This is a genomic window from Ruegeria marisflavi (genome assembly GCF_025673445.1).
GTDB classification, from domain to species: domain Bacteria; phylum Pseudomonadota; class Alphaproteobacteria; order Rhodobacterales; family Rhodobacteraceae; genus Ruegeria_B; species Ruegeria_B marisflavi.
Genome location: NZ_JAOVQN010000013.1, coordinates 45011 through 66827, shown reverse-complemented (window position 1 = coordinate 66827; position 21817 = coordinate 45011). Strand labels below are relative to the sequence as shown.

Sequence of the window (21817 nt, the reverse complement as noted above, 5' to 3'; positions counted from 1 at the left end):
CCGCGCGCGATCACCTAAGTGATCATGCCGCTTCGTACATCAGCAACGCCGCCTCGGTCGGCGTCAGGTTCCGGCGCGCAAAGCCGCCATATCCATAGGGATCAGCCTCCAACTCTGGCTTCTGGCGCAGCAATCGCCGCCGATCCATCTCGGTCAGGGCCGACAGGGCGGCATTGGCCGGATGGAAGCTTTCGGTCTCGATCCCGTTTGCCCACAGGATCTGGTGGCTGGGCAAGAGCAGATGGATATATGTCACTTCACGTGACATCAGATCGACGGTGATGGTCGAGTCATTGACCAGATCCCGAGCCGGAACAAGCACTTCACTGGTGTTGAACAGCGCCTGCGCCACCGGCCCCCGCAACAGCATCCTGTGTTCCGGGGACACAAGCAACTCAGCGTCCGGCCGGTCGATGCCCAACGCGCCCACACGCAGGCGGATCGGTCGCAGATGCGGCATCACAAACAGCCGCGCGCCGGTCATTCGTCGCTGCCCGATCCACTCGATAGGTTGTGGTCCGCTGTCGCGGGTCTGCACCCTGTCGCCTTCGCGCAACTCCTCGATCAACCGCGGGCCGGTCGGGGTCGCGATCTTTGTACCCGGGGTAAAACAGATCACACCGCCCGCCTGCCGCTCCACCGTCTTGGGTTCGCCGGTGTTCAGGCCACAGTGCACAACCCAAAGATCAGTATTCCGAGGGGGGATGTCATCGACAAACATCAGCAACGGAAGCGAGCCGTTTCCAGTTTCGATCAGCGTGACGGTATAGCTGCGCGCTCCATTCGTGATGACAAAGCTTTGATCCATCAATGGATCGTCCACCTCGACCGCCTCTATGTCGGTTCGGTTCTGAACCGCCGCGCCAACCAATCGCCTAACTTTGCGCGCCGCGCGTCTGCGCAACGCATCCTCTCCGTCCGCCCGGTCCAGCCGCAACAGCCCATTGGGTCCATCCACCTGAACGGCCTCACCGCGCCAAGACCAGACCGCCCCAGCGGTCAGCGCGTCAAGAGGAGCCCCCTCAAGTCCATCTAGATCTGTTTGCGACCAGGAAATGACGAACGTGCCACGAAAGCCCGTTTTCATTTACCGACTGCCTGCCTCATTTTTTTATTGACGTTGGTCTAACAAATTTTCCGACTCAGAGGAAGAACTATGTTTCCAATTCCTTAAAACGTGTTCTTGAAGTCTCAACCGGGGTGCTCCGGCGGTTTGACCGTCGGTTTACCACTGCATTAGGGGTCCGGGATGCTTCATCCTTGCACGGACAAATGGCAAGTCTTCGAAAATTGGTCTGCTTATTTTAACTCACACTGGCGGTTTTCTGACAATCCTCTTCCGGTAACATCCACATAAGCCGGTTCCGCCTACAGATACCCAAACTCAGGACCACAATTTTGATGAAATTGCCCTCTGTCTGCCCACTGGATTGCCCCGACACATGCAGCCTGTCGGTCACCGTCGAAAACGCCCGGATAACAAAGGTGGCGGGAAGCGACGCCAACCCGTATACCGCCAGCGTGATCTGCAACAAGGTCGCGCGCTACTATCCGGATTTCGTTCATGGAAAGAGCCGCCTGACCCGGCCGTTACGGCGTATCGGCCCGCGCGGGTCGGGCAGGTTCGAGCCAATCGATTGGGACACAGCCCTGGACCTGATCCATGATGGTTTCTCCCGCGCGATTGACGAGTACGGGCCGCAATCCGTTCTGCCCTTTAACTATGCAGGCCCGCATGGCGAGCTGGCCGGCGGCTCGATGGACCGGCGGTTCTTTTACCGGATGGGCGCGACGATGCTGGACCGCGGGCCGCTGTGCGGCGGCGTGCGCGGCACCGCATATTCAAGTCTTTTTGGCCCTGCTCCGGGCATGCCCCCGGAACAGGCCGTGAATTCCGATCTGGTTCTTGTCTGGGGCAACAATGTCACCGTCTCCAATCTCCACCTGATGCGGGTCCTGAAACAGGTCCGGGCAGCAGGAGGCCAGGTCGTAGTGATAGATCCAAAGCGGATCAAGCTGGCGGAACAATGCGATCTGTTCCTGCAAATCCAACCCGGCACTGATGTGGTCCTGGCGCTGGCGCTAGCCGCCGAGCTGGAGCGGCGTCAGGTGCTGGATATGGCCTTCATCGACCAATGGGTGGCTGGGGCCGATCTCTATCTGGAGCAGGCGCGCGGTTTTGGCGTGGCAGATGTCGAACAGGCCTGCGGGCTGACCGCGGTTCAATTTCACATGCTGGCGGATTGGATCGCCGCAGCCCGGAACATGGCGACCTCGCTGGGAAACGGCATCGAGCGCGGCTGTTCCGGCGGTTCGGGATTGCGCGCGGCGATGGCACTCAACGCGCTCATGGGCCAGCACGGGCGACCCGGCGCGGGAGTGGTCGCCAAGCCGGGCTCGGCCTTTCCGCGCACCACGGCGCGCCTGCAAGGCGACCACCTGAAGCGGCCCGGGACACGCGTGTTCAATATCGTGGACGTCGCCGAAAAACTTCTTGACGAGACGCTGGACCCGCCGGTCAAGGCGTTGATGATCTACAATCACAACCCGGTTGCCACCCACCCCGATCAGACCGCTCTCTTGCGCGGGCTAGAGCGCGAGGACCTGTTCATTGTAGGCGCGGATGTGGTGATGACCGATAGCATGGCCTATTGCGATGTTGTCCTGCCTGCAGCGAGCCATTTCGAATATGCCGATATCTACGGCGCTTATGGCCAGACTTGGCTGCAACGGGCAGACCCCGTCATTCCGCCTGTGGGCGACAGTCTTCCCAATACCGAGATTTTCCGCCGTCTGGCCGCGCGGTTCGGATATGACGAGCCAGAGTTCCAGGACACGGACCAAGACTTGATGGATCAGGCGATGAATGGTGCCGACCCGCGGCTAGAGGGCATCGCCCCCAGCGCCCTGCCCACCGACCGGGCGCTGGATATGGGGCGCCGTGACGGCGCGCCGCTCATCATGTGCGATACCGTTCTTCCGGCCACGCCCTCGGGTAGGATCGAGCTGTTCAGCCAGGACCTGGAACAGCGGTTCGGATGCGGTGTCCCGGTCTATCGGCCCGCCAAACCCGATCTGCCCTTTACCCTGATTTCCCCCAGTTCGGCGAAACGAACCAATACGACCTTTGGCGGTCACGCTGACAGCCTTGGCCCCGAACAGGTCGAGATGCACCCCGAGGATGCCGAACGGCTGGGGCTGTCGGATGGAGAGCGTGTGCGTGTCAGCAATGCCCGGGGCGCCGTTGAGCTGGTGCTCTCGGTAACCGACGCAACTCGGCCCGGTGTGCTCTATAGCCCCAAGGGAACCTGGCGGCAAAGCTCTGCCACCGGGCTTACCGTGAATGCGCTGATCCCGGCCGACCTGCGCGCCGACATAGAGCGGGGCGCGGTGTACAATGAAACCTTTGTCGAAGTGCGCCGGGCCTAGGCCCGGCATGCCGCCAGACCATACCGTTGTCTTCCCTCGGCATCGAAGTTCTCCGGCAAGAGCCAGTTTTCAAAACCCCGTTTCACCTTAGGCCAGTCCCGGTCGAGGATCGAAAACCAGGCGGTATCGCGATTGCGCCCCTTATAGACAACCGCCTGCTCGAACAGGCCGTCATAGCGGAAGCCCAAACGCGACGCGGCCCGGCGCGATGCCGCATTGAGCGCGTCGCACTTCCATTCATAGCGGCGATAGCCGAGATCATCGAAGGCATGTGCCATCATCAGGAACATGGCCTCGGTCGCGGCGGGCGTCCTTTGCAGAATAGGCGCAAAGGCGATGCCACCCACCTCGATCACCCCATGCTCGGGTTGAACGCGCATGAAACTTGCAATCCCAGAGGCGCGTCCGCTCGCAAGGTCCAGAATGGAATAATAAACGGGATCGTCGCCCTGGCTCATCGTCGCAAGAAACGCGGCGAACGCGGCCTGCCCGCCGAAAGGACCAAAGGGCATATAGGTCCAAGAGCGACCTTCGACGTCCGCCGCAAAGGCGTGCCACAGGTCGTCCGCATGCCGGGCCACATCGAGCGGTTCCAGCCGCGCGACGCGTCCCTCCAACACGCGCCGGTCCGGGCGCGAACGCGGCTGCCACTCAGGCAGGGCAAATCCGATGGGCTGGCCCAGAAGATTTATCTCGTGATCCATGATCCACTCTCTAACTTGTTTCAGCCTGTTTGCAGGCAAACCGGTGCGCCGTTAATATCCAACATCAACGTAAATCAGCAGACCAATTTCATGCCGCAAACCTCCTGGCCCGCCATATCCATCGACCGGCAGAACCCTTTGCCGGTCTTCGAGCAGATCTGTGCCGCGATCCGGTCGCGCGCGGTTTCGGGCCAGTTGCCCGCCGGCAGCCGGATGCCGCCGACACGGGCTTTGGCCACCGAACTGGGTGTGTCGCGGTCGACCGTTGTCACCGCCTATGATCAGTTGGTGGCCGAAGGGTACCTGAAGGCGCGGCAGGGCTCCGGTTTTCTGGTCTGCACGATGGGCGAGGTCGAACTGTCGGCGCGGCCAGATGCCCGTACCGCGTCCGCGCCACCTGCCTCGCCGGGCCCACGCCCCTTTGTTGCCGGGACACCGGACATGCGGTTGTTTCCCTACAGGCAATGGGCCAAAACCGTGGCCCGGCTCTGCCGCTCGAACCCGCAGGCTATGTTCCGCGCCGGGGACCAGTTCGGAAACCCTGCCTTGCGCGAGGCCATAGCCGCGCATTTGCGGGACTGGCGCGGCATCGACGTAGCTCCAGATCAGGTGATCGTGACCGCCGGGGCCACGGATGCGCTGGAGTTGTGCATGCGGACACTTGCGGAACCGGGCGATTCCATAGCGCTCGAATCTCCCGGATATCCGCCGCTTTTCGCCTTTTCCGCGGCGCAGGGGTTGCAGCCCGTTTTTTTGCCGATCGATGCCGAGGGGGCCTCTTTGCCTGGCCCGGACACCCGGGCCCGGCTCGCCATTCTCACGCCCTCGCATCAGTACCCGCTCGGCGGGGCGATGTCGCCCAGCCGACGCCGCGCATTTGTCAACTGGGCACAATCATCCGGCGGTTGGATCATCGAGGACGACTACGACAGCGAATTCCGTTACTCCGGTCGGCCGATCCCTGCGATGGCGGGGGGCGACACGCTGGGCCGCACGATCTATGTGGGCTCGTTTTCCAAGATCTTCTCGAACGCATTGCGCCTTGGTTATCTGGTAACCCCCGAGACACTCACCGACCGGTTTCGCGCCACGCTCCGCCGATTTGGCCTGCACGCAAGTTCGATGCCCCAGCAAGTGCTGGCCGAGTTCATGTCAAGCGGCGAGTTCTACCGGCATCTGCGCCGGGTGCGCCGGATCTATGGCGAGCGTCGGCGCTTTCTGTTGGACCGGCTGGCGCGGGATTTCGCCCGTTACGGTACAGCCGCCGACCATCAGGCCGGAATGCAGACGGTACTGCACCTGCGGCCAGGGCTGGACGATGCCGCACTGGCCGCGCGCGCGCGGGCGGCGGGGCTGACCGTCTCCGCCCTCTCAGGCTATTGCGCGGTACCGGGGCGCGGCAATGGTCTGGTCCTGGGGTTCTGCGCCTTTTCCGAGGTCGAGATGGCCCCGGCGCTGGATGCGTTGCGCGACCTGCTGGCAAACGCCTGAGCCAGACGCGAAACGGGCCGGCGCCGATCCGACACAGGCCCGTTTGCAAAGATCAAGGCCGGGCGGCACCTGGCCGCCCGGTTGATGGCTCATTCGGCCGGGTCGCCCACGGCAAGGCCCAGCTTCTCGCGCTTGCCATCGCGATAAAGCGCCTTGGCCAGCGAGACGCACATCAGCCCCATCACCGCCGTGAACGGCAGCGCGCCGATGATCATCGCGCTCTTCAGCGCCTCCATCGGGTCGGCTCCGCCATTGGTCTTGCCCGCGATCAGCAGCGTGCCGATCACCGCGGTCAGGATCACGCCCCAGACGATCTTGTGCTTATTGCCGACATTCTGGTCGCCGCCCGACATGATCGTGTTCATCACCAGGATGCCCGAGTCCGCCGAGGTGACGAGGAAGGTCATGATCAGCACCACGCACATGATGGTGATCGCCGACAGGAACCCGCCCGACAGCATCTGGCCCAGGGTCACGAACAGCTTGGCCGTGTTGGATGCGCCGATGATGGCACCATTGGCACCGCCGGTCAGTTCCAGATCGATGGCCGTGCCGCCCAGGATGGTCATCCAGGCAAAGCAGACCAGCGCCGGGGCGAACAGGCAGCCGACAATGAACTCACGCACCGTGCGACCGCGCGAGATACGCGCCAGGAACAGCCCCACAAAGGGAGAGAACGCGATCCACCATGCCCAGTAAAAGGTGGTCCAGCCTGCCTGCCAGCCGAACTGACGGCCCGGCTCGCCTGCGGCATAGGCAGCGGCCAGAACCTCGTCGGACAGGGCTGCCGCCTCGCCTTCGAGACCGGACTTGAACCCTTCAAACGAGCCCCAGGCATTGGTCGCCCCGCCGCGCAGCGCATCGGCATAGGGGGCGGCCTCGGCCGGCAGAGCAGCAACAAACGCGGCCGGATCCTGCGGGCCATAGGCGCCGAAGCTGATCGAGAGGAAGTTCAGCAGGTAATCCACCAGCGCCGAGGCATAGGTGGTCATGGCGAACAAGAACGAGCCAAACAGCACGAAGGTGAACAGCAGGATCAGCGACAGCACCAGGTTGAGGTTCGACAGGTATTTCACCCCTCGACCGACGCCCGACACCGCCGAGACGATCGACAGGCCCATGATCACCACAAGACCGGCGATCAGGCCGACGGTCCCGGGTGCGGGGGCCTCGCCGGTCATATCCATCATCCATTCCATACCGGTGATCGCATACATGCCGTCGATGAACTGCGAGACACCAAAGCCGATGGTCACCGACACACCCAGGATGGTGGCCAGCACGCCCAGCACGTCGACCACATGGCCCAGGAACCCGTTCATCAGCGACCCGAACAGCGGGGTCAGCGCCGAACGGATGGTCAGCGGCATATCGCGGGTATAGGCGTAATAGGCCAACGCCAGACCCGTCACTACATAGATCGCCCAGGCGTGAAAGCCGTAATGGGCAAAGGTATAGCGATAGGCCGATTGCAGCGCCTCCTCGGTATTGCCGACAACCGCGCCCGAAACCACGACCGGATTCGATCCCCACAGGCCCAGCGGCTCGGCGGTGGCGAACACCATCAGGCCGACACCCAGACCGGCGCCGAACATCATCGAGAACCAGGAGAAGTTGGAAAACTCGGTGCCCTCCCCCGGCCGGCCCATGATCCGCTTGCCGGTCTGCGGCAAGGCCGCCAGCACGAACAGGAAGACGGCAAAGAAACCGACGATGACAATGTAGAAGACGTTGAAATCCTCCAGCAGCCGCCAGTTCAGGCTGCCCAGCACGCCGTTTGCGTTGGCAGGCCAGACAAGGGCCCAAAGGACAAGGCCGACCATGATCGCCTTGGAGAATAGCGCGATTTCGACGCTATGCCCTTGGTAGAAACCGGACGCGGCCCTTTTGACCTCGATCTCGGTGAATGGTGGTTTGATAGACATGCGATCCCTCCCTGACACAAGAATTTAGTTGTCTTAGCGGTCCCGCAGCGGTCAGAGCGACACAGGACCGGTGGTCTTTGACTTATTAGCGACGTCCAAAATGCCGCTTATCCGGCGATGATCTTCTCGATCCGTTCCAGTGTGGCGCAACTGACGGCGACTCCCGCCTCACGCGCATGAAGGCGGCGTGCCCGGCGCCCATCGCCAGGCAAGCGCGCGTTGTCCTGATCGTGGACCGCAGCGGTCAGCCGTGCGATCAACGGTGCGAACCGGTCGCCCGAGGTCGCGCCCGGGTCGATCGCAAGGAAGAACTGGCCGGTGCGGGGCGGCCCGCCCGCCGTGCCGGAAAACGGCGAGGCATCGATCCCCAGCGTGGCGCCGGTCAGCGCCGCGGCCATGGTCTCGACCAGCAGAGCAACCCCCACCCCCTTGTAGCCGCCCGACGGCGCCATCGAACCTTTCAGTCCGACCTCAGGGTCTGTGGTCGGGTTCCCCTCGGCATCCAGCGCCCAGCCGACCGGGATCGGCTTGCCCTCGCGGGCACGCTTCATCACCTCGCTCTTGGCAATGGTGCTGGCACTCTGATCGATCAGGATCGCCGGTTCGCCATTCTCGCCCGGCACCGCCAGCGAGAACGGGTTGGTGCCGACCACCGGTTTCGATCCTCCCGAGGGCGCGATTGAGGCGGGCGCGTTGGTAAAGCCCAGACCTACCAGCCCTTCGCGGGCCAGACGGGCGGTGTGATAGCCTAGCACGCCGCAGTTGTAACTGTTTCGGATCGCCAGCGCGGCCACGCCCTGGCTGCGTGCCAGCGGTATCAGTTGATCAAAGCCAAGGTCGATGGCGGCATGGGCAAATCCGGTGGCGGCATCCACGGTCAGAAGTGAGGGCGCGGGACGGTCAAGCCGGGGTTCGGCCCGCCCGTCGACCTTGCCGCACTGCACATGTTCGCAATAGATCGGGATGTAAAGCAGGCCATGGCTGGCGATGCCGTCAGCCTCGGTCGCGGCGGTGGCGACGGCCAGTGGCCGGGCATTGACCTCGGAGGTGCCGACGGCCACCAAGGCGCGAAAGCTCAGATCTTCGATCTCGTCCAGACTCAGGGTGCGGGTTTCGGTCATGGGGTCCTCGGTTCAGTCATTGTCGGAAAGCCCCGCGCCCGCGCCCTTCAACCGGGATTCCTCGGTTGCCGGGGCATAGGTGCGATGGGCGAAACGGTTCAGGGTGGCCCAGGTCTCGGGCGCGGGTTGGGCGCGGCTGCGGATCGGCGTTGCAGAGCCGATCTGACCGCCCGGTGTCACCTCGACCAAAGGCGTAAGGTCCGGCGCCGTGCCGGAAAGGTCGAGCACCGCGCCGTCGGTGACGGCACCGCCGCCCTGCCAGCGCAGGGTGACCGGGCGGCCGATCTGCTGCGCCATCAGCGCGGCAAAGGGCACCAGCAGCGCGGGCCGGGCCACCTGTTCCAGCCGGATCCCTGCAACGGTCAGCTCAGCCGCACGGTCCGACAGCGCCGCCCCCGCCGCCAGCGGGCAGAGCGTTCCGCCCGGCGCGGCCCAGGTCGTGCCCTTTGGATCGGGAGAAAGATCGGCAAGTGGAACCCCGTCGACCCGGGTCAGCAGTCCGGCCAGTTCGGCGCAGGCGTCAATGTCATGGGCGGCCAGCCAGCGGGTTGCCTTGGCCGCTTCTTCGGCGAGGCCCCAGGGATAGCCCGCGCCGCGCATGGCGCGCTTGGCGGTGGCCTCGATCTCGTTGAGAGAGAAACTCATGCCGGAACCTCCGGGTAAACCCAGTCATCCGCCGTCTCGGGCGAAAGATCCTCGGGGTACGGCGCGCCGGCATACATACAGATCCGAACCCAGCGGTCCGAACGGGGGTCGAAATGGATGGCACCAAAGAAGGCCAACTTTGCCCGCAGCATGTCGATGGGCAGGACCGAGGCGCTGATTGTGTTGTCGTGGATCTCGCCATAGGGGGCCACGCGGCTCATCTGGGCACGGCGCACGGTGTGGCGGTGTTCGGGATGGGCCAACAAGAACTCGGCCACCGGACGGGCACCACCCCAATCGGCCAGCGCCGCATGGGCCGCCGCCGCATCGCGGGCCGGGGCCAGCGGCTGTTCATAGTCGGCAATCGGCTCGTCAAAGCGCTCGCCCAGACGCGGCTCCAGCTTCTCCTCGGAGACATACCAGGCGCGCGCGCAGTTTTCGGGCGCCGTCCAGTCCAGATCAAAGGCCCAGGCGTAGCTGGCCGCGATCAGCGCGCGCAGCTCCGAGATCGGCATCGCTCCGTCGATACGAAACGCACCCGGATTGCCATCGGCCATACAGCTTGCCAGACCGTCCACCAGATCGGGATAGGGTTCAAGGATCAGCGAGGCGACCAGTTCCTGCCCCTCCTCGCTGAGCGCGCCCTCGGCCCAGCGCATCAGCCGGTCCCAGGGGTGATCGTTCAGCAGGTCGTCGCCCGCCACATGGCGCGAGAGCACCTCCATGTCGCGGCGCAGATCGGCCAGCTTGGCCAGTTGAATCGGGTGTTCGGAACGCCACTGGCTCAGCGACACCTCGCTGCGCCTCAGCATCCGGCGGAACTGCGCAGCCTCGTCGGGGCTGGCTGTGGAGACGCCGCGCACGCGTGCAATCGCCTCTTCGCGGGCCATGACCCAGTTGTTGAACAGGACCGGATGGTTGACGATATAGGGCGCCATGCCCAGACCGGTGGAATTGCCGATGCCCATCCGCCGCGCCAGCGCCGGGTCCAGATCGACCGCGCCTTCGCCGCCCTTGGCCCGCGCCATATGCTGCACCAGATCGCGCACGAAAACACGGGTCAGATAGACCGACAGCATCTCGGCCTGAAACGGCACCTGCATCTCGGGGCGGTCGGCAATCTGCTCACGATCCGCCGCGCCCAGTTTGCCCGAACCATAGACGGCGGTGGTGCGCATCAGATAGCCCACCTTGTCGATTTCGGCGCGGTCGGGCTGCTGTCCGCTCGCCAGCGCATCGACCACATGCGCCCAGAGCCGCACCGACCGGTTGGCCCGGCTGACCGAGATCTCGCGCTCGCTGACCCGGCCCGCCTCTTGCAGCGGCACGTTCTGCGACAGCCGGTTGATATCATCCTCGGTCGGGATGCCATCGAACAGGGTGAATGTCGCATCCCATGCGGTGGCGATCACCCGGTCCGAACGCATCTCGGGAGGCAGGTCATGGGCAAATGCCACCAGCGAATAGGCGCGGTCGGGTCCCTGCGCGGTATAGACCGCATGGCCCACGCCCGCCGCGTCGATGCCGAACACGGGGCGCGAAAAGCTCCAGTTCTCGCGCGCCATGCGCCGGGTCAGGATGCGCATGAAGCTGAGGCGGCATTGATGCAGCGACCCCAGGCGTGACAGCCGCATGACTGTCGCCGGATCCCTGCGCTGGATTTGCCTGTTCGGGGCGGTGTCCATCTCTCTCATCCTTGCGAGACGAAGTTCTGGGCAAAGAACCTGTACCAGTTCCCGCCCATGATCCCGGCCACTTCGTCCTTGCTCAGGCCGGTCGCGCGTAACCCGTTCTCGATATTTCCAAAATCGCGATTGTCCTGGAACCAGTGCGGCATCGGGGGGAAGCCCGGCGCGCTGGCGGACCCCTCGCCAAAGTCGACCTCCTTGGACCAGCGGCCAGTGCGCATCCATTCCACCACGCTGTCGGGCTGGTCCTGACACAGGTCGGTGCCGATCCCCAGATGCTCGACGCCGTACCGCTCGGCGGTGCGCGCGATCATCTCGCAGAAGCTGTCCCGCGTGCAGTCGGACTTGTCCTTCAGGTGATGGGGGTAGACCGAAAAGCCCAGCATCCCGCCGTTTTCCGTCACCGCCCGGATCACGTCGTCATGCTTGTTGCGCAGGGCCGGGGCCCAGTCATGCGGGTTGGCATGGGTGATCGCGATGGGGCGCTCCGAGATCTCGGCGGCCTCGATGGTCGAGCGGTCGGCGGAATGGCTCATGTCCACCACCAGCCCCACCCGGTTCATCTCCTTGATGACCTGACGGCCCATCCGGGTGATGCCGGCATCCTCGGCCTCGTAACAGCCGGTCGCTAGCAGCGACTGGTTGTTGTACGTCAACTGCATGAAGCGCGCGCCCAGCGTATGCAGGATCTCGACCAGGCCGATATCGTCCTCGATCGGGCTGGGGTTCTGAAATCCGAAAAAGATCGCGGTGCGCCCGGTCTCGCGCGCGATGTCGATATCCCCGGCCCATTGCCCCTTCATGATCAGGTCGGGGTATTGTTCGAACCAGCGGTTCCATTTCTCGAAATTCAGGACCGTCTCACGAAAGCTCTCGTGATAGGCGATGGTGACATGCACCGCATCGACATTGCCCGCGCGCAACTGGCGAAAGATCTTTTCCGACCAGTTGGCATATTGCAGGCCGTCGATGCGATAGCTCATTGTGGCGCCCCCGCGCTGATGTAAGCGGTCTTGACCGTGGTATAGAACTCGGCCGCGGCCTTGCCCTGTTCGCGCGGCCCGTAAGAGCTGTCGCCGCGGCCACCAAACGGCACATGGTAATCGGTGCCAGCCGTGGGCAGGTTCACCGTCACCACCCCGGTGCGCGCGTTGCGGCGGAAATGGGTGGCACGCGCCAGCGACTGGGTGACGATCCCCGAGGTCAGGCCGAAATTGGTATCATTCACCACGCTCAGCGCCTCGTCATAGCTGCCGACCTTGATCACGCTGGTGAGCGGCGCGAACATCTCTTCGCGGTTGATGCGCATGGTGTTGGTGGTGTTCAGGAACACACCGGGCGACATGTAATAGCCGTCCTGCGGCATATCGAGCCGCTGGCCGCCGCAGGCCAGTTCGGCGCCCTCGGATTTGCCCAGATCGACATAGGCAAGGTTCTCGGCCAGTTGCTGCTGGCTCACCACCGGCCCCATCTGGGTGCCCTCGGCCAGCGCATGACCCACCTTCATCACCTGTGTGCCTGCCACCAGCTTCTCGACAAAGGCGTCGTGGATGGCGGCATGGACCACCAACCGTGAGCTTGCGGTGCATTTCTGCCCGGTGCCTCCAAAGGCCCCGCCCAACGCCAGCGTCACGGCCAGATCCAGATCGGCATCATCCATCACCGCCAGCGCGTTCTTGGACCCCATTTCCATCTGCACCTTGGTCAGGTTCTGGATCGCGGCCGATGCGATGCCCTTGCCCACCGGCACCGAACCGGTGAAGGAAATCGCGTTGACCAGCGGGCTTTCCACCAGCCGTTGACCGATGCTGCGACCCGAGCCCATCAGCAGGCTGAACAGGCCCTTGGGGATATCCTGGCGCGCGATGATCTCGGTCAGCGCCACGGCGCTGGCGGGGGTGATATTGGCCGGTTTCCACACCACCGCGTTGCCATAGCAAAGCGCCGGCGCGATCTTCCACGAGGCGGTTGCGGTGGGAAAGTTCCATGGGCTGATCACCGCAACGACACCCACCGCCTCGCGGCGCACGTCGACCTCGACACCCGGACGCACAGAATCGGCATTCTCGCCCAGTTGGCGCAGGCATTCGGCGGCGTAATAGGTAAAGAACTGACCGGCGCGATAGACCTCGCCCTTGCCCTCGGCCAGCGGTTTGCCCTCTTCGCGGCTGAGCAATGTTCCCAGCTCCTCGGCCCGGGCCATCAGCTCGGTGCCGATGGCCATCAGCACCGCCTGCTTGCGCTCCATCCCGTAGGCGGCCCATTCCGCCTGTGCGCGCCGGGCCTGTTGCAGCGTCGCGTCAAGCTGATCGGCGCTGGCCTGTGCGAAAATGCCAACCAGATCGCTCAGGTCCGACGGGTTGCGGTTTTCGATTTCGGCTTCGCCCGCCAGCCATTCGCCCGCGATGAGATTCAGTTTTGTGTCCGACATGCCTCTGGCCCAGTTCCTCGAATGAATTGGGTCATGGTGGACTCTGCCCGCCACATCGGTCAAACTTAAACTTCTTAAGGAAATTTCAAATTTTCTGAACCCATGATCAAGATCGAGATGCTACGCTGTTTCAGCACGGTCGCGCAGACCGGCAACCTGGCCGATGCCGCCATGCGGATGGGGCGGACCCAGTCCGCCCTTTCGATGACCCTGAAACAGCTCGAGGAACATCTGGGCCAGCGCCTGTTCGAGAGCGAGCGCAAGAACCGCCTGACCCCGCTGGGGCAAGAAGTGTTCCGCTTTGCCCAACAGCAGTTGCGCCAGTTCGATGACACCGTGCAGGCGATCGAGGCGGCGGCGCGGGCGCCACAGGGGCTGCTGCGGGTGGCCTCGATCCCTTCGGCCTCGGGCCTGGCGCTGCCAGCCGCGATCGAGACGATGATGCAACGCCATCCCGCGCTCGAGTTGGAGCTGCGCGACATGGACAGCGGCCGGGTGGTTGACGCGATGCTGCAAGGGCAAGCCGATCTGGGCATTGTCTCCGGTCGGCCGGTTCTGAACGGGGTCGAAAGCGAGATCCTGTTCGAGGATGCCTTTGGCCTGCTCTGCGCACCCGGTCACCCGCTGGCGCAACAGCCGCAGCCGCCCGATATCGAAGCTATCCTTGCCTCAGGCTTCATCCGCAACAACCTGTGCGCATTGATCGAGGCGCCCGAGATAAGCGCCGCCCTGCCCCGCGCCCGGATCACCGTGCACAACACCCATTCGTTGCTGGCGATGGTGCGCACGGGGAAATGGGTGACGATCCTGCCACGCTCGGTCGCGCAGGTGCAGCCGAAAGAGCTGGCGTTCCGCCCCATCGCCGGGCTGGAGGAGCAGCGCAGCGTGTCACTCTTGATCCACACCCGGACCCAGTTTCCGCAGCTGGTCGAGGAATTCGCCGAAATCCTGCGCCACAGCCCCTGGACCGGCTGAGGCTCAGATCACCCCGATCTCGGCCAAGGCCCGGTTCAGGTCCTCGGGCAGCGCATCGTCCTGCGCGCGTCCCTTGGGCAGGTCGGGCGGCGTGTCGGCAGGGTTCAGATAGCGCCAGCCCTGGAACGGGCGTTTCTGCGTGCTGTGGGTGCGGTGCAATTCGGGGTCAAGCACCAGCGCGCAATGCCGGGTGCCATCCTGTCCGGTGACCTCGTCCATCCGCAGCACCCGCTGTCGGCACTGGATCAACCCCTTGATCACCCAATAGATCGACCCGCCATTCAGGATCTCCCCCTCGCGCTTGGGCCACATACGGGTGACATGGCGCGGCAACCCGTCCGGCGTCTGCGCCCGCCGCGTCGCCTGCCATTCGGCCAGGCTGTCGACGCTTTCCGAACCGACGCTGAGCTTGATCAAGTTGACGTAGTTATCCACAGCTTTCCCACAGAGTCGTCCCAAGGCTACCTTGATATTGTAGCTCACCCCGCTCCGGCATCAAGCTGTTGTGGCGCACCTCACATTTGGTTTAAGCTGGATACCTCTTCCAGCACGAGGGAATCATCCGATGAGCCGTTTCGCCGCCCCCATCGCCGAGCAGATTTGGGACATGAAATACCGTTTCAAACAGGCGGACGGCACCCCGATCGACCAGACGGTCGAGGACAGCTGGCGCCGGATCGCCCGCGATCTGGCGCAGGTCGAGAAGGATCCCCGGCACTGGGAACAGGAATTCTATACTGCGCTGGAGGATTTTAAATATCTTCCCGCCGGGCGCATCACCGCCGGTGCGGGCACCGCGCGGCAGGTGACGCTGTTCAACTGCTTTGTCATGGGCACGATCCCCGACAGCATGGGCGGCATCTTCGAGATGCTGAAAGAGGCGGCGCTGACCATGCAGCAGGGCGGCGGCATCGGATACGATTTCTCGACCATCCGCCCGCGCGGCGCCGATGTAAAAGGCGTCGCCGCCGATGCCTCGGGGCCGCTCAGCTTCATGGATGTCTGGGATGCCATGTGCCGCACCATCATGTCCGCCGGTTCCCGCCGCGGCGCGATGATGGCGACCATGCGCTGCGACCATCCCGATATCGAACAGTTCATCGCCGCCAAATCCGACCCCGCCCGCCTGCGCATGTTCAACATGTCGGTGCTGGTCACCGATGCCTTCATGGAGGCGGTCAAGGCCGATGGCTCGTGGGAGTTGCAATTCGACGGCAAGATCTATCACACGGTCGAGGCGCGCGCCCTGTGGAACAAGATCATGCAGGCCACCTATGATTATGCCGAACCGGGCGTGATCTTCATCGACCGCATCAACGCGGCCAACAACCTGAACTATGTCGAAACCATCGCCGCCACCAACCCCTGCGGCGAACAGCCCCTGCCCCCCTATGGCGCCTGCCTGTTGGGTTCGATCAACCTGGCGCGGCTGGTCAAGGCCCCGTTCGAGGCCGAGGCAGAGCTGGACCCCGAAGCGCTGCAAAAACTGGTCGCCACCGCCGTGCGGATGATGGACAACGTGGTCGATGCCTCGAAATTCCCGCTGCCCGAACAGGCCGCCGAAGCGCAGAACAAGCGCCGGATCGGGCTGGGCGTGACCGGGCTGGCCGATGCGCTCTTGATGCTGGGCCTGCGCTATGGCAGCGACGAGGCGGCAAGACAGACCGAGGACTGGCTGCACGCCATCGCCCGCGCCGCCTATCTCGCCTCGGTCGAACTGGCCAAGGAAAAAGGCGCCTTCCCGCTCTTCGATGCCGAGAAATACCTGGCCTCCGGCACCATGCGGGCCATGGACGAGGATGTGCGCGAGGCGATCCGCACTCACGGCATCCGCAACGCGCTTCTGACCTCGATCGCGCCCACCGGGACCATCTCGCTTTATGCCGGCAACGTCTCCAGCGGGATCGAACCGGTCTTTGCCTATGCCTATACCCGCAAGGTGCTGCAAAAGGACGGCAGCCGGACCGAGGAAGAGGTGGTCGATTACGCCGTGCAGATGTGGCGCGACAAGTTCGGCGACACACCCCTACCCGACTATTTCGTCAACGCCCAGACACTGGCGCCCGCCGATCACGTGCGGATGCAGGCGTCGGCGCAGAAATGGATCGACAGCTCGATCTCCAAAACCATCAACTGCCCCGAGGATATCTCGTTCGACGATTTCAAGGATGTCTACATGCAGGCCTGGGATCTGGGCTGCAAGGGCTGCACCACCTACCGACCCAATGATGTGACCGGGAGTGTGTTGAGCGTGGCGGAGAAGAAGAAAGACGACCTTCCAAATCTTAAGACATCTGCCGAACGTCTAAAATGGGCGCAGGAAAGGGCAGGATACACTACTCAACAAGAAGCCTCGGACGCTATCAAAGTTAGCCGCAGCCGATATTCCAATTGGGTAGCCCCCAATGGCTCGCAAGTACTTTCCAAAGAAGGAGCTGAGGCTGCGTCAAAAGTGTTTGGTGTTTCGGCCGGTTGGCTACTATTCGGTGATGGAGAGGCCCCCACCGTCGTCGCCAAATCCGATGACGAACCGATGACACCCCATGGCGACGTCATCTATATGTCCGAGCCGCTGGACCGGCCCGAACATCTCGAAGGCAACACCTACAAGATCAAGTGGCCCGACAGCGAGCATGCGCTCTATATCACCATCAACGACATCATCATCAACGGCCACCGCCGCCCGTTCGAGGTGTTCATAAATTCCAAGAACATGGAGCATTTCGCCTGGACCGTGGCACTGACCCGGATGATTTCGGCCGTGTTCCGGCGCGGCGGCGATATCAGCTTTGTTGTCGAAGAGCTGAAGGCCGTTTTCGACCCGCGCGGCGGTGCCTGGGTCAAGGGCAAATACATCCCCTCGATCCTGGCAGCCATCGGCGGCGTGATCGAACAGCACCTGATCGCCATCGGCTTTCTCGAAGGCGAGGGCATGGGCCTGAAATCGGACCCGCAGGCGCAGGTCGTGAACGGCGATGCACCGCGCGGCAAGGCCTGCCCCAGTTGCGGCCAGTTCGACATGCAGATGGTCGAAGGCTGCATGACCTGCCGCAGCTGCGGCCATTCCAAGTGCGGCTAGGATGTCATCCGGCATGCCGGAGTATTTGTGACCAGAAAGAAGCCTGATCGCGCGCGCTTCTTTCTGGTTGAATACGCTCCGGGGCCACGCCAAAGGCGGCGGGGGCAGCGCCCCCTATTGCGACAACCGCTGCAATAACTGGTCGAGTGCGCTCTTTTCGACCGCGTCCATCGGTGCCACCCGGCTGCGCCAGAGCGTCGCCTGGCTGCGCAGGATCAACCCGTCACTGAGAATCTTCAGGTGGTTGGCGCGCAAGGTCTCGCCGGTTGAAGTGATATCGGCAATCGCCTCGGCGGTCTCGTTCTTGACCGTGCCCTCGGTCGCGCCCTGGCTGTCGACCAGCGTATAATCGGCTACCCCCGCGCCGGTCAGGAATTCGCGCACCAGCCGGTGATACTTGGTGGCGATGCGCAGACGGTGACCATGCCGCGCCCGGAACCCCGCAGCCGCCGCGTCGAGATCATCGAGCGTGTCCACATCCGCCCAGCAGGCGGGTACCGCGATGATCAGGTCGGCCTGGCCAAACCCCAGCGGCGCCACCTCCTCCAGTTGCTGATCCCAGAGCGGCAGTTTCTCATGCACCAGATCGGTGCCGGTAACGCCCAGATGGATGCGCCCCGCCGCCAGTTCACGTGGGATTTCCCCCGCCGAGAGCAGCACCAGCGACACGCCCTCGATCCCATCGACGCGACCGGCATATTCGCGGTCCGACCCGGTGCGGCTGAGCGTGATGCCGCGCTTGTCGAACCAGGCAAAGGTCTTTTCCATCAGCCGCCCCTTGGACGGCACCCCAAGCTTCAGGCTCATGTCTCGGCCTCCGCAAGCAGCAGCATCAAGCCCGGGCGCAGCACGCCGCCCACGGCGGGGATCTCGGCGCCGTTGCCCAATCGCCGGGTCAGCGCGTCATAGCGCCCACCGGTGGCGATAGGCGGCAGGTCGGGCCGCCGCTCGGCATAGAAACCAAAGACGAAGCCGTCATAATATTCCATCGAGGTCCGCCCATAGGAGGCCTCGAAATCGAGCCGGTCCACGTCGATCCCGCGCGCCCGCAGGGCGGCGATGCGCGCCTCCAGCCGGTCGAGCGCCGGGGTGATCTGCGGCAGGTCCACCGCGATATCGCGCAGATGCTCCAGCGCATAGGGCATCGTCTCGCGCACCGATAACAGCGCGTCGAGCCCGGCCATTTCATTGTCCGAAATGGGTGCGGCGGCGGCATCCGAACGCAACACCGCGATCCGCGCCTCGACATCGGCGCGGTCGCGTTTGCCGATCTCGGGGGCGCCGCCGGCCAGCGGATCAGCGGCCTTGAGCAGCGCGGCACGCGCGGGTGGCACCGGCGCGCGACCAGCGTAGCGGTCGAGCAGCGCCCGAAACCGGCGCGGGCGCCAGATATGACGCATCAACGCCGCCTTGCGCGGTTCGGTCGTTTTCAGCCCGGCCACGGCGGCCATCAGGATGCCGATATCGCCGGTGGCCGCCCGTAGCGCCAGGCCGTCGAGCGCCTGGGCGATCAAAGCGAACACCTCGGCATCGGCGGCGGCGGGATTTGTACGGTCGAACACCTCGTACCCCACCTGAATGTACTCATTGGCACGGTCCGGGTCGTGTTCCTGCCGTCGGAAAACCTCGCCCGCATAGGTGTAGCGGGCGGGTTCGGCGCCGTGTTCCATGTGCTTTTGTACAACTGGTACAGTGAAGTCGGGGCGCAGCATCTGCTCGCCCCTCAGCGCGTCCGAGGTGATATAGGCGCGGGCACGGATATCCTCGCCATAAAGGTCGAGCAGGGTTTCGGCCGGTTGCAGGATCGGCGTTTCCACCGTCTGCGCGCCTGCCGCCTCGAACCGAGCGCGCAGCTGCGCGGCCTGCTCCAGAATACTGGCGCGGGTGATCATCCCGCCTGCCCCGCCAAAATCTCGCGCACCTTGGCCACCAGATCGCCGCGCGCCACCTCGTATTGGCTGGGGCGTTCCTTCCACTCTTCCAGCGTCGCATTGGCGGCGATCTGCGCGCCAAGGATCAGGTCCTTGATCTGCACCACGCCATTGGCTTTCTCATCGCCACCTTCGATCACCGCAACGGGCGAGTTACGCTTGTCTGCATATTTGAGCTGGTTGCCGAAGTTCTTCGGATTGCCGAGGTAAACCTCGGCCCGGATGCCTGCATTGCGCAGCTCGGCCACCATCGCCTGGTAATCCGCCATGCGATCGCGATCCATCACCGTCACTACGACGGGGCCATGTTCCACGGCCTGAATGCGGCCCTTTTCGCGCAGGGCCGCCAGCAGACGGTCAACGCCGATGGAGATGCCGGTTGCCGGGACTTCCTGGCCGGTAAACCGCTTGACCAGGTCGTCATAACGGCCGCCGCCCGAGACAGAGCCGAACTGCCGCTTGCGGCCTTTTTCGTCAAATATTTCAAAGGTTAGCTCGGCCTCGTAAACCGGCCCGGTGTAATACCCAAGACCGCGCACGACCGAAGGGTCGATGACGATGCGATCAGGGCCGTAGCCGCCCGCCGCCAGCAGATCGCCGATCTGGTCCAGTTCATCGATGCCCTGTACCCCGATCTGGGATGCGCCCACCGCCGCGCGCAGGTTGGCCAAGGTGGCGGCTGAATCCGCACCTTTCGAGGTCAGGAAAGCCAGCACCGGCCCGGCCTGATCGTCGCTCAGACCGACACCGTCGATGAACGCGCCCGAGGCGTCGAGCCGTCCTTTGCCCAACAACTCGCGCACGCCGTCGGCGCCGACCTTGTCGAACTTGTCGATGGTCCGCAGCACTGCGTCGCGTTGACTTTCGTCAGCCAGACCCATGGTTTCCAACACGCCGTTCAGAACCTTGCGGTTGTTCACCCGCACCACATAGTCGCCGCGCGGGATGCCGACGGTTTCCAGCGTGTCGCTGAGCATGGCGCAGATCTCGGCATCGGCGGCCATGGAGGCGCTGCCCACCGTATCCGCATCGCATTGATAAAACTGGCGATATCGGCCCGGGCCGGGTTTCTCGTTGCGCCACACGGGCCCCATCGCGTAGCGGCGATAGGGCGTCGGCAGGTCGTTGCGGTGCTGGGCATAGACGCGCGCCAGCGGTGCCGTCAGGTCATAGCGCAGCGCCATCCAGTCGCCCGCGCCGTCCTCCTCGGATTCCTGCCAGGCAAAGACGCCCTCGTTGGGGCGGTCGACATCGGGCAGGAACTTGCCCAGCGCCTCGACCGTCTCGACCGCGCTGCTTTCCAGCGCCTCGAAGCCGTAGCGATGATAGACCCCCGCGATGGTGCGCAGCATCTCGGTCCGCTGCGTCACCTCGGCGCCGAAATAGTCGCGGAAGCCTTTGGGCGTTTCGGCCTTGGGGCGGGGCGTTTTCTTGGGCTTGGCCATGGTGGGAGTCCTTGGGCGTTCTGTTCCGCGCGCGGTCTAGCCCATGGCCCGCCCCGGGGCAAGGCGCAGTACAGCCGCAGGCGAAAAAACCCATGTTTTTAAGCTGTTTTCAGATATCGGCAAAGCTGCCCGAGCGGCCCTTGCCGGCAGCGAAGCGGGCGGCGCCGCTGCGGCCTTCGGCGGCAAAGGTGGCGGTAGAGCGCCATTCGCGACGCAGCGCTGTGGCCAGCGCGGCGGGATCCATGCGCGAAGACAGGTGATCGGCCAGCATGCAGGCCTGCGGGAACCGGGTCAGGTCGCGGGCGAGATCGCGGGCGGTGTCCAGTGCCGCGCCCTGCGGGCAGGTGCGGTTGGCAAAGCCCAGGGCCAGCGCCTCGTCCGCCTCGACCGCGCGGCCGGTTAGGATCAGGTCGCTTGCCCGCCCCTGCCCCAGAATACGCGGCAGGCGCACGGTGCCGCCGTCGATCAGCGGCACGCCCCAGCGGCGGCAGAACACGCCGGTGACCGCACCCTGGGCCATCACCCGCAGATCGCACCAGGCGGCCAGTTCCATGCCGCCTGCGACCGCTGGACCTTCGATCGCGGCGATCACCGGTTTCGACAGCATCAGCCGGGATGGCCCCATCGGGCCGGGCCGGGGATCGGTCACCGGATCGGACCAGCCCTCGGGAATATCAAGCGATCCCAACCAGTTATCCGCATCCCCGGACCCCGCTGCCTTGAGGTCGAACCCGGCGCAGAAATAGCCCCCGGCCCCAGTCAGGATGGCGACGCGCTGCTTCGCGTCAGCCTCGAAATCGAGAAACGCCTGATAGAGCGCGCGCGCGATGGCGGGGTCCACAGCATTGCGCGCCTGTGGCCGGTTGACGGTTATGGTGGTGATACCGTCGGTATGGTCGATGGTGATGGTCATGGATGATCCTCCCCGGTCAGAGTGCGGCCGCGCCCATGGG

17 protein-coding genes are annotated in these 21817 nt (G+C 64.2%); 4 read left to right on the top strand and 13 right to left on the bottom strand.

Features of this window, described 5'->3' with window-relative positions; all coding sequences use genetic code 11:
- Positions 1 to 22 precede the first annotated feature (22 nt).
- Positions 23 to 1087 carry a Hint domain-containing protein gene (locus OEZ49_RS13520; protein ID WP_263388805.1) on the bottom strand — a complete coding sequence of 355 codons (1065 nt, stop codon included), beginning with the start codon at positions 1085 to 1087 and terminating at the stop codon, positions 23 to 25.
- Between the two features lie 314 nt (positions 1088 to 1401).
- Here OEZ49_RS13520 and OEZ49_RS13515 point away from each other — a divergent pair, with 314 nt between their 5' ends.
- Positions 1402 to 3429: a molybdopterin-dependent oxidoreductase gene (locus OEZ49_RS13515; protein WP_263388804.1), complete on the top strand. Its 2028-nt coding sequence runs from the start codon at positions 1402 to 1404 to the stop codon at positions 3427 to 3429.
- Here OEZ49_RS13515 and OEZ49_RS13510 read toward each other — a convergent pair.
- On the bottom strand, positions 3426 to 4133 hold the full coding sequence (locus tag OEZ49_RS13510) for a GNAT family N-acetyltransferase (protein ID WP_263388803.1): 708 nt from the start codon (positions 4131 to 4133) through the stop codon (positions 3426 to 3428). The genes OEZ49_RS13515 and OEZ49_RS13510 overlap by 4 nt on opposite strands.
- Positions 4134 to 4223: 90 nt before the next feature.
- Between OEZ49_RS13510 and pdxR the strand changes: the two genes are divergently transcribed.
- Complete coding sequence (gene pdxR / locus OEZ49_RS13505; protein ID WP_263388802.1) at positions 4224 to 5624, top strand: MocR-like pyridoxine biosynthesis transcription factor PdxR; 1401 nt, start codon at positions 4224 to 4226, stop codon at positions 5622 to 5624.
- Between the two features lie 89 nt (positions 5625 to 5713).
- On the opposite strand, the gene OEZ49_RS13500 is transcribed toward pdxR, so the two are convergent.
- From OEZ49_RS13500 to OEZ49_RS13475, 6 genes are all read right to left on the bottom strand, one after another.
- Complete coding sequence (locus OEZ49_RS13500) at positions 5714 to 7549, bottom strand: BCCT family transporter (RefSeq protein ID WP_263388801.1); 1836 nt, start codon at positions 7547 to 7549, stop codon at positions 5714 to 5716.
- A gap of 107 nt (positions 7550 to 7656) precedes the next feature.
- Entirely contained in the window at positions 7657 to 8670 is a 1014-nt protein-coding gene (locus OEZ49_RS13495) for an Ldh family oxidoreductase (RefSeq protein WP_263388800.1), read from the bottom strand.
- 12 nt (positions 8671 to 8682) lie between these two features.
- The gene (locus tag OEZ49_RS13490; RefSeq protein WP_263388799.1) at positions 8683 to 9315 is read right to left on the bottom strand and encodes a DUF3726 domain-containing protein; all 633 of its coding nucleotides are present in this window, start codon (positions 9313 to 9315) and stop codon (positions 8683 to 8685) included.
- Positions 9312 to 11000 carry a hypothetical protein gene (locus OEZ49_RS13485; RefSeq protein WP_263388798.1) on the bottom strand — a complete coding sequence of 563 codons (1689 nt, stop codon included), beginning with the start codon at positions 10998 to 11000 and terminating at the stop codon, positions 9312 to 9314. The genes OEZ49_RS13490 and OEZ49_RS13485 overlap by 4 nt, the downstream gene beginning before the upstream one ends.
- A 5-nt stretch (positions 11001 to 11005) precedes the next feature.
- Positions 11006 to 11986 carry a dipeptidase gene (locus OEZ49_RS13480; RefSeq protein ID WP_263388797.1) on the bottom strand — a complete coding sequence of 327 codons (981 nt, stop codon included), beginning with the start codon at positions 11984 to 11986 and terminating at the stop codon, positions 11006 to 11008.
- Positions 11983 to 13434, bottom strand: a complete 1452-nt coding sequence (locus OEZ49_RS13475) for an aldehyde dehydrogenase family protein (protein WP_263388796.1) — start codon at positions 13432 to 13434, stop codon at positions 11983 to 11985. The genes OEZ49_RS13480 and OEZ49_RS13475 overlap by 4 nt, the downstream gene beginning before the upstream one ends.
- A 102-nt stretch (positions 13435 to 13536) precedes the next feature.
- On the opposite strand from OEZ49_RS13475, the gene OEZ49_RS13470 reads away from it, so the two are divergent.
- Positions 13537 to 14409 carry a LysR family transcriptional regulator gene (locus OEZ49_RS13470; protein ID WP_263388795.1) on the top strand — a complete coding sequence of 291 codons (873 nt, stop codon included), beginning with the start codon at positions 13537 to 13539 and terminating at the stop codon, positions 14407 to 14409.
- A gap of 3 nt (positions 14410 to 14412) precedes the next feature.
- Here the strand turns inward: OEZ49_RS13470 and OEZ49_RS13465 are convergent, their stop codons facing one another.
- The gene (locus tag OEZ49_RS13465) at positions 14413 to 14844 is read right to left on the bottom strand and encodes a DUF1489 family protein (RefSeq protein WP_263388794.1); all 432 of its coding nucleotides are present in this window, start codon (positions 14842 to 14844) and stop codon (positions 14413 to 14415) included.
- 130 nt (positions 14845 to 14974) lie between these two features.
- Here OEZ49_RS13465 and OEZ49_RS13460 point away from each other — a divergent pair, with 130 nt between their 5' ends.
- Complete coding sequence (locus OEZ49_RS13460; RefSeq protein ID WP_263388793.1) at positions 14975 to 17488, top strand: adenosylcobalamin-dependent ribonucleoside-diphosphate reductase; 2514 nt, start codon at positions 14975 to 14977, stop codon at positions 17486 to 17488.
- Positions 17489 to 17602: 114 nt separating this feature from the next.
- Here OEZ49_RS13460 and hisG read toward each other — a convergent pair whose 3' ends face one another.
- The 4 genes from hisG to OEZ49_RS13440 form a co-directional block, all read right to left on the bottom strand.
- Entirely contained in the window at positions 17603 to 18295 is a 693-nt protein-coding gene (hisG, locus tag OEZ49_RS13455; protein WP_263388792.1) for an ATP phosphoribosyltransferase, read from the bottom strand.
- Positions 18292 to 19380 (bottom strand): ATP phosphoribosyltransferase regulatory subunit, encoded by a 1089-nt coding sequence (locus tag OEZ49_RS13450; RefSeq protein ID WP_263388791.1) that lies wholly within the window; start codon positions 19378 to 19380, stop codon positions 18292 to 18294. The genes hisG and OEZ49_RS13450 overlap by 4 nt, the downstream gene beginning before the upstream one ends.
- Entirely contained in the window at positions 19377 to 20864 is a 1488-nt protein-coding gene (gene hisS, locus OEZ49_RS13445) for a histidine--tRNA ligase (protein ID WP_263388790.1), read from the bottom strand. The genes OEZ49_RS13450 and hisS overlap by 4 nt, the downstream gene beginning before the upstream one ends.
- A gap of 109 nt (positions 20865 to 20973) precedes the next feature.
- On the bottom strand, positions 20974 to 21777 hold the full coding sequence (locus OEZ49_RS13440; protein ID WP_263388789.1) for a crotonase/enoyl-CoA hydratase family protein: 804 nt from the start codon (positions 21775 to 21777) through the stop codon (positions 20974 to 20976).
- Positions 21778 to 21817 lie beyond the last annotated feature (40 nt).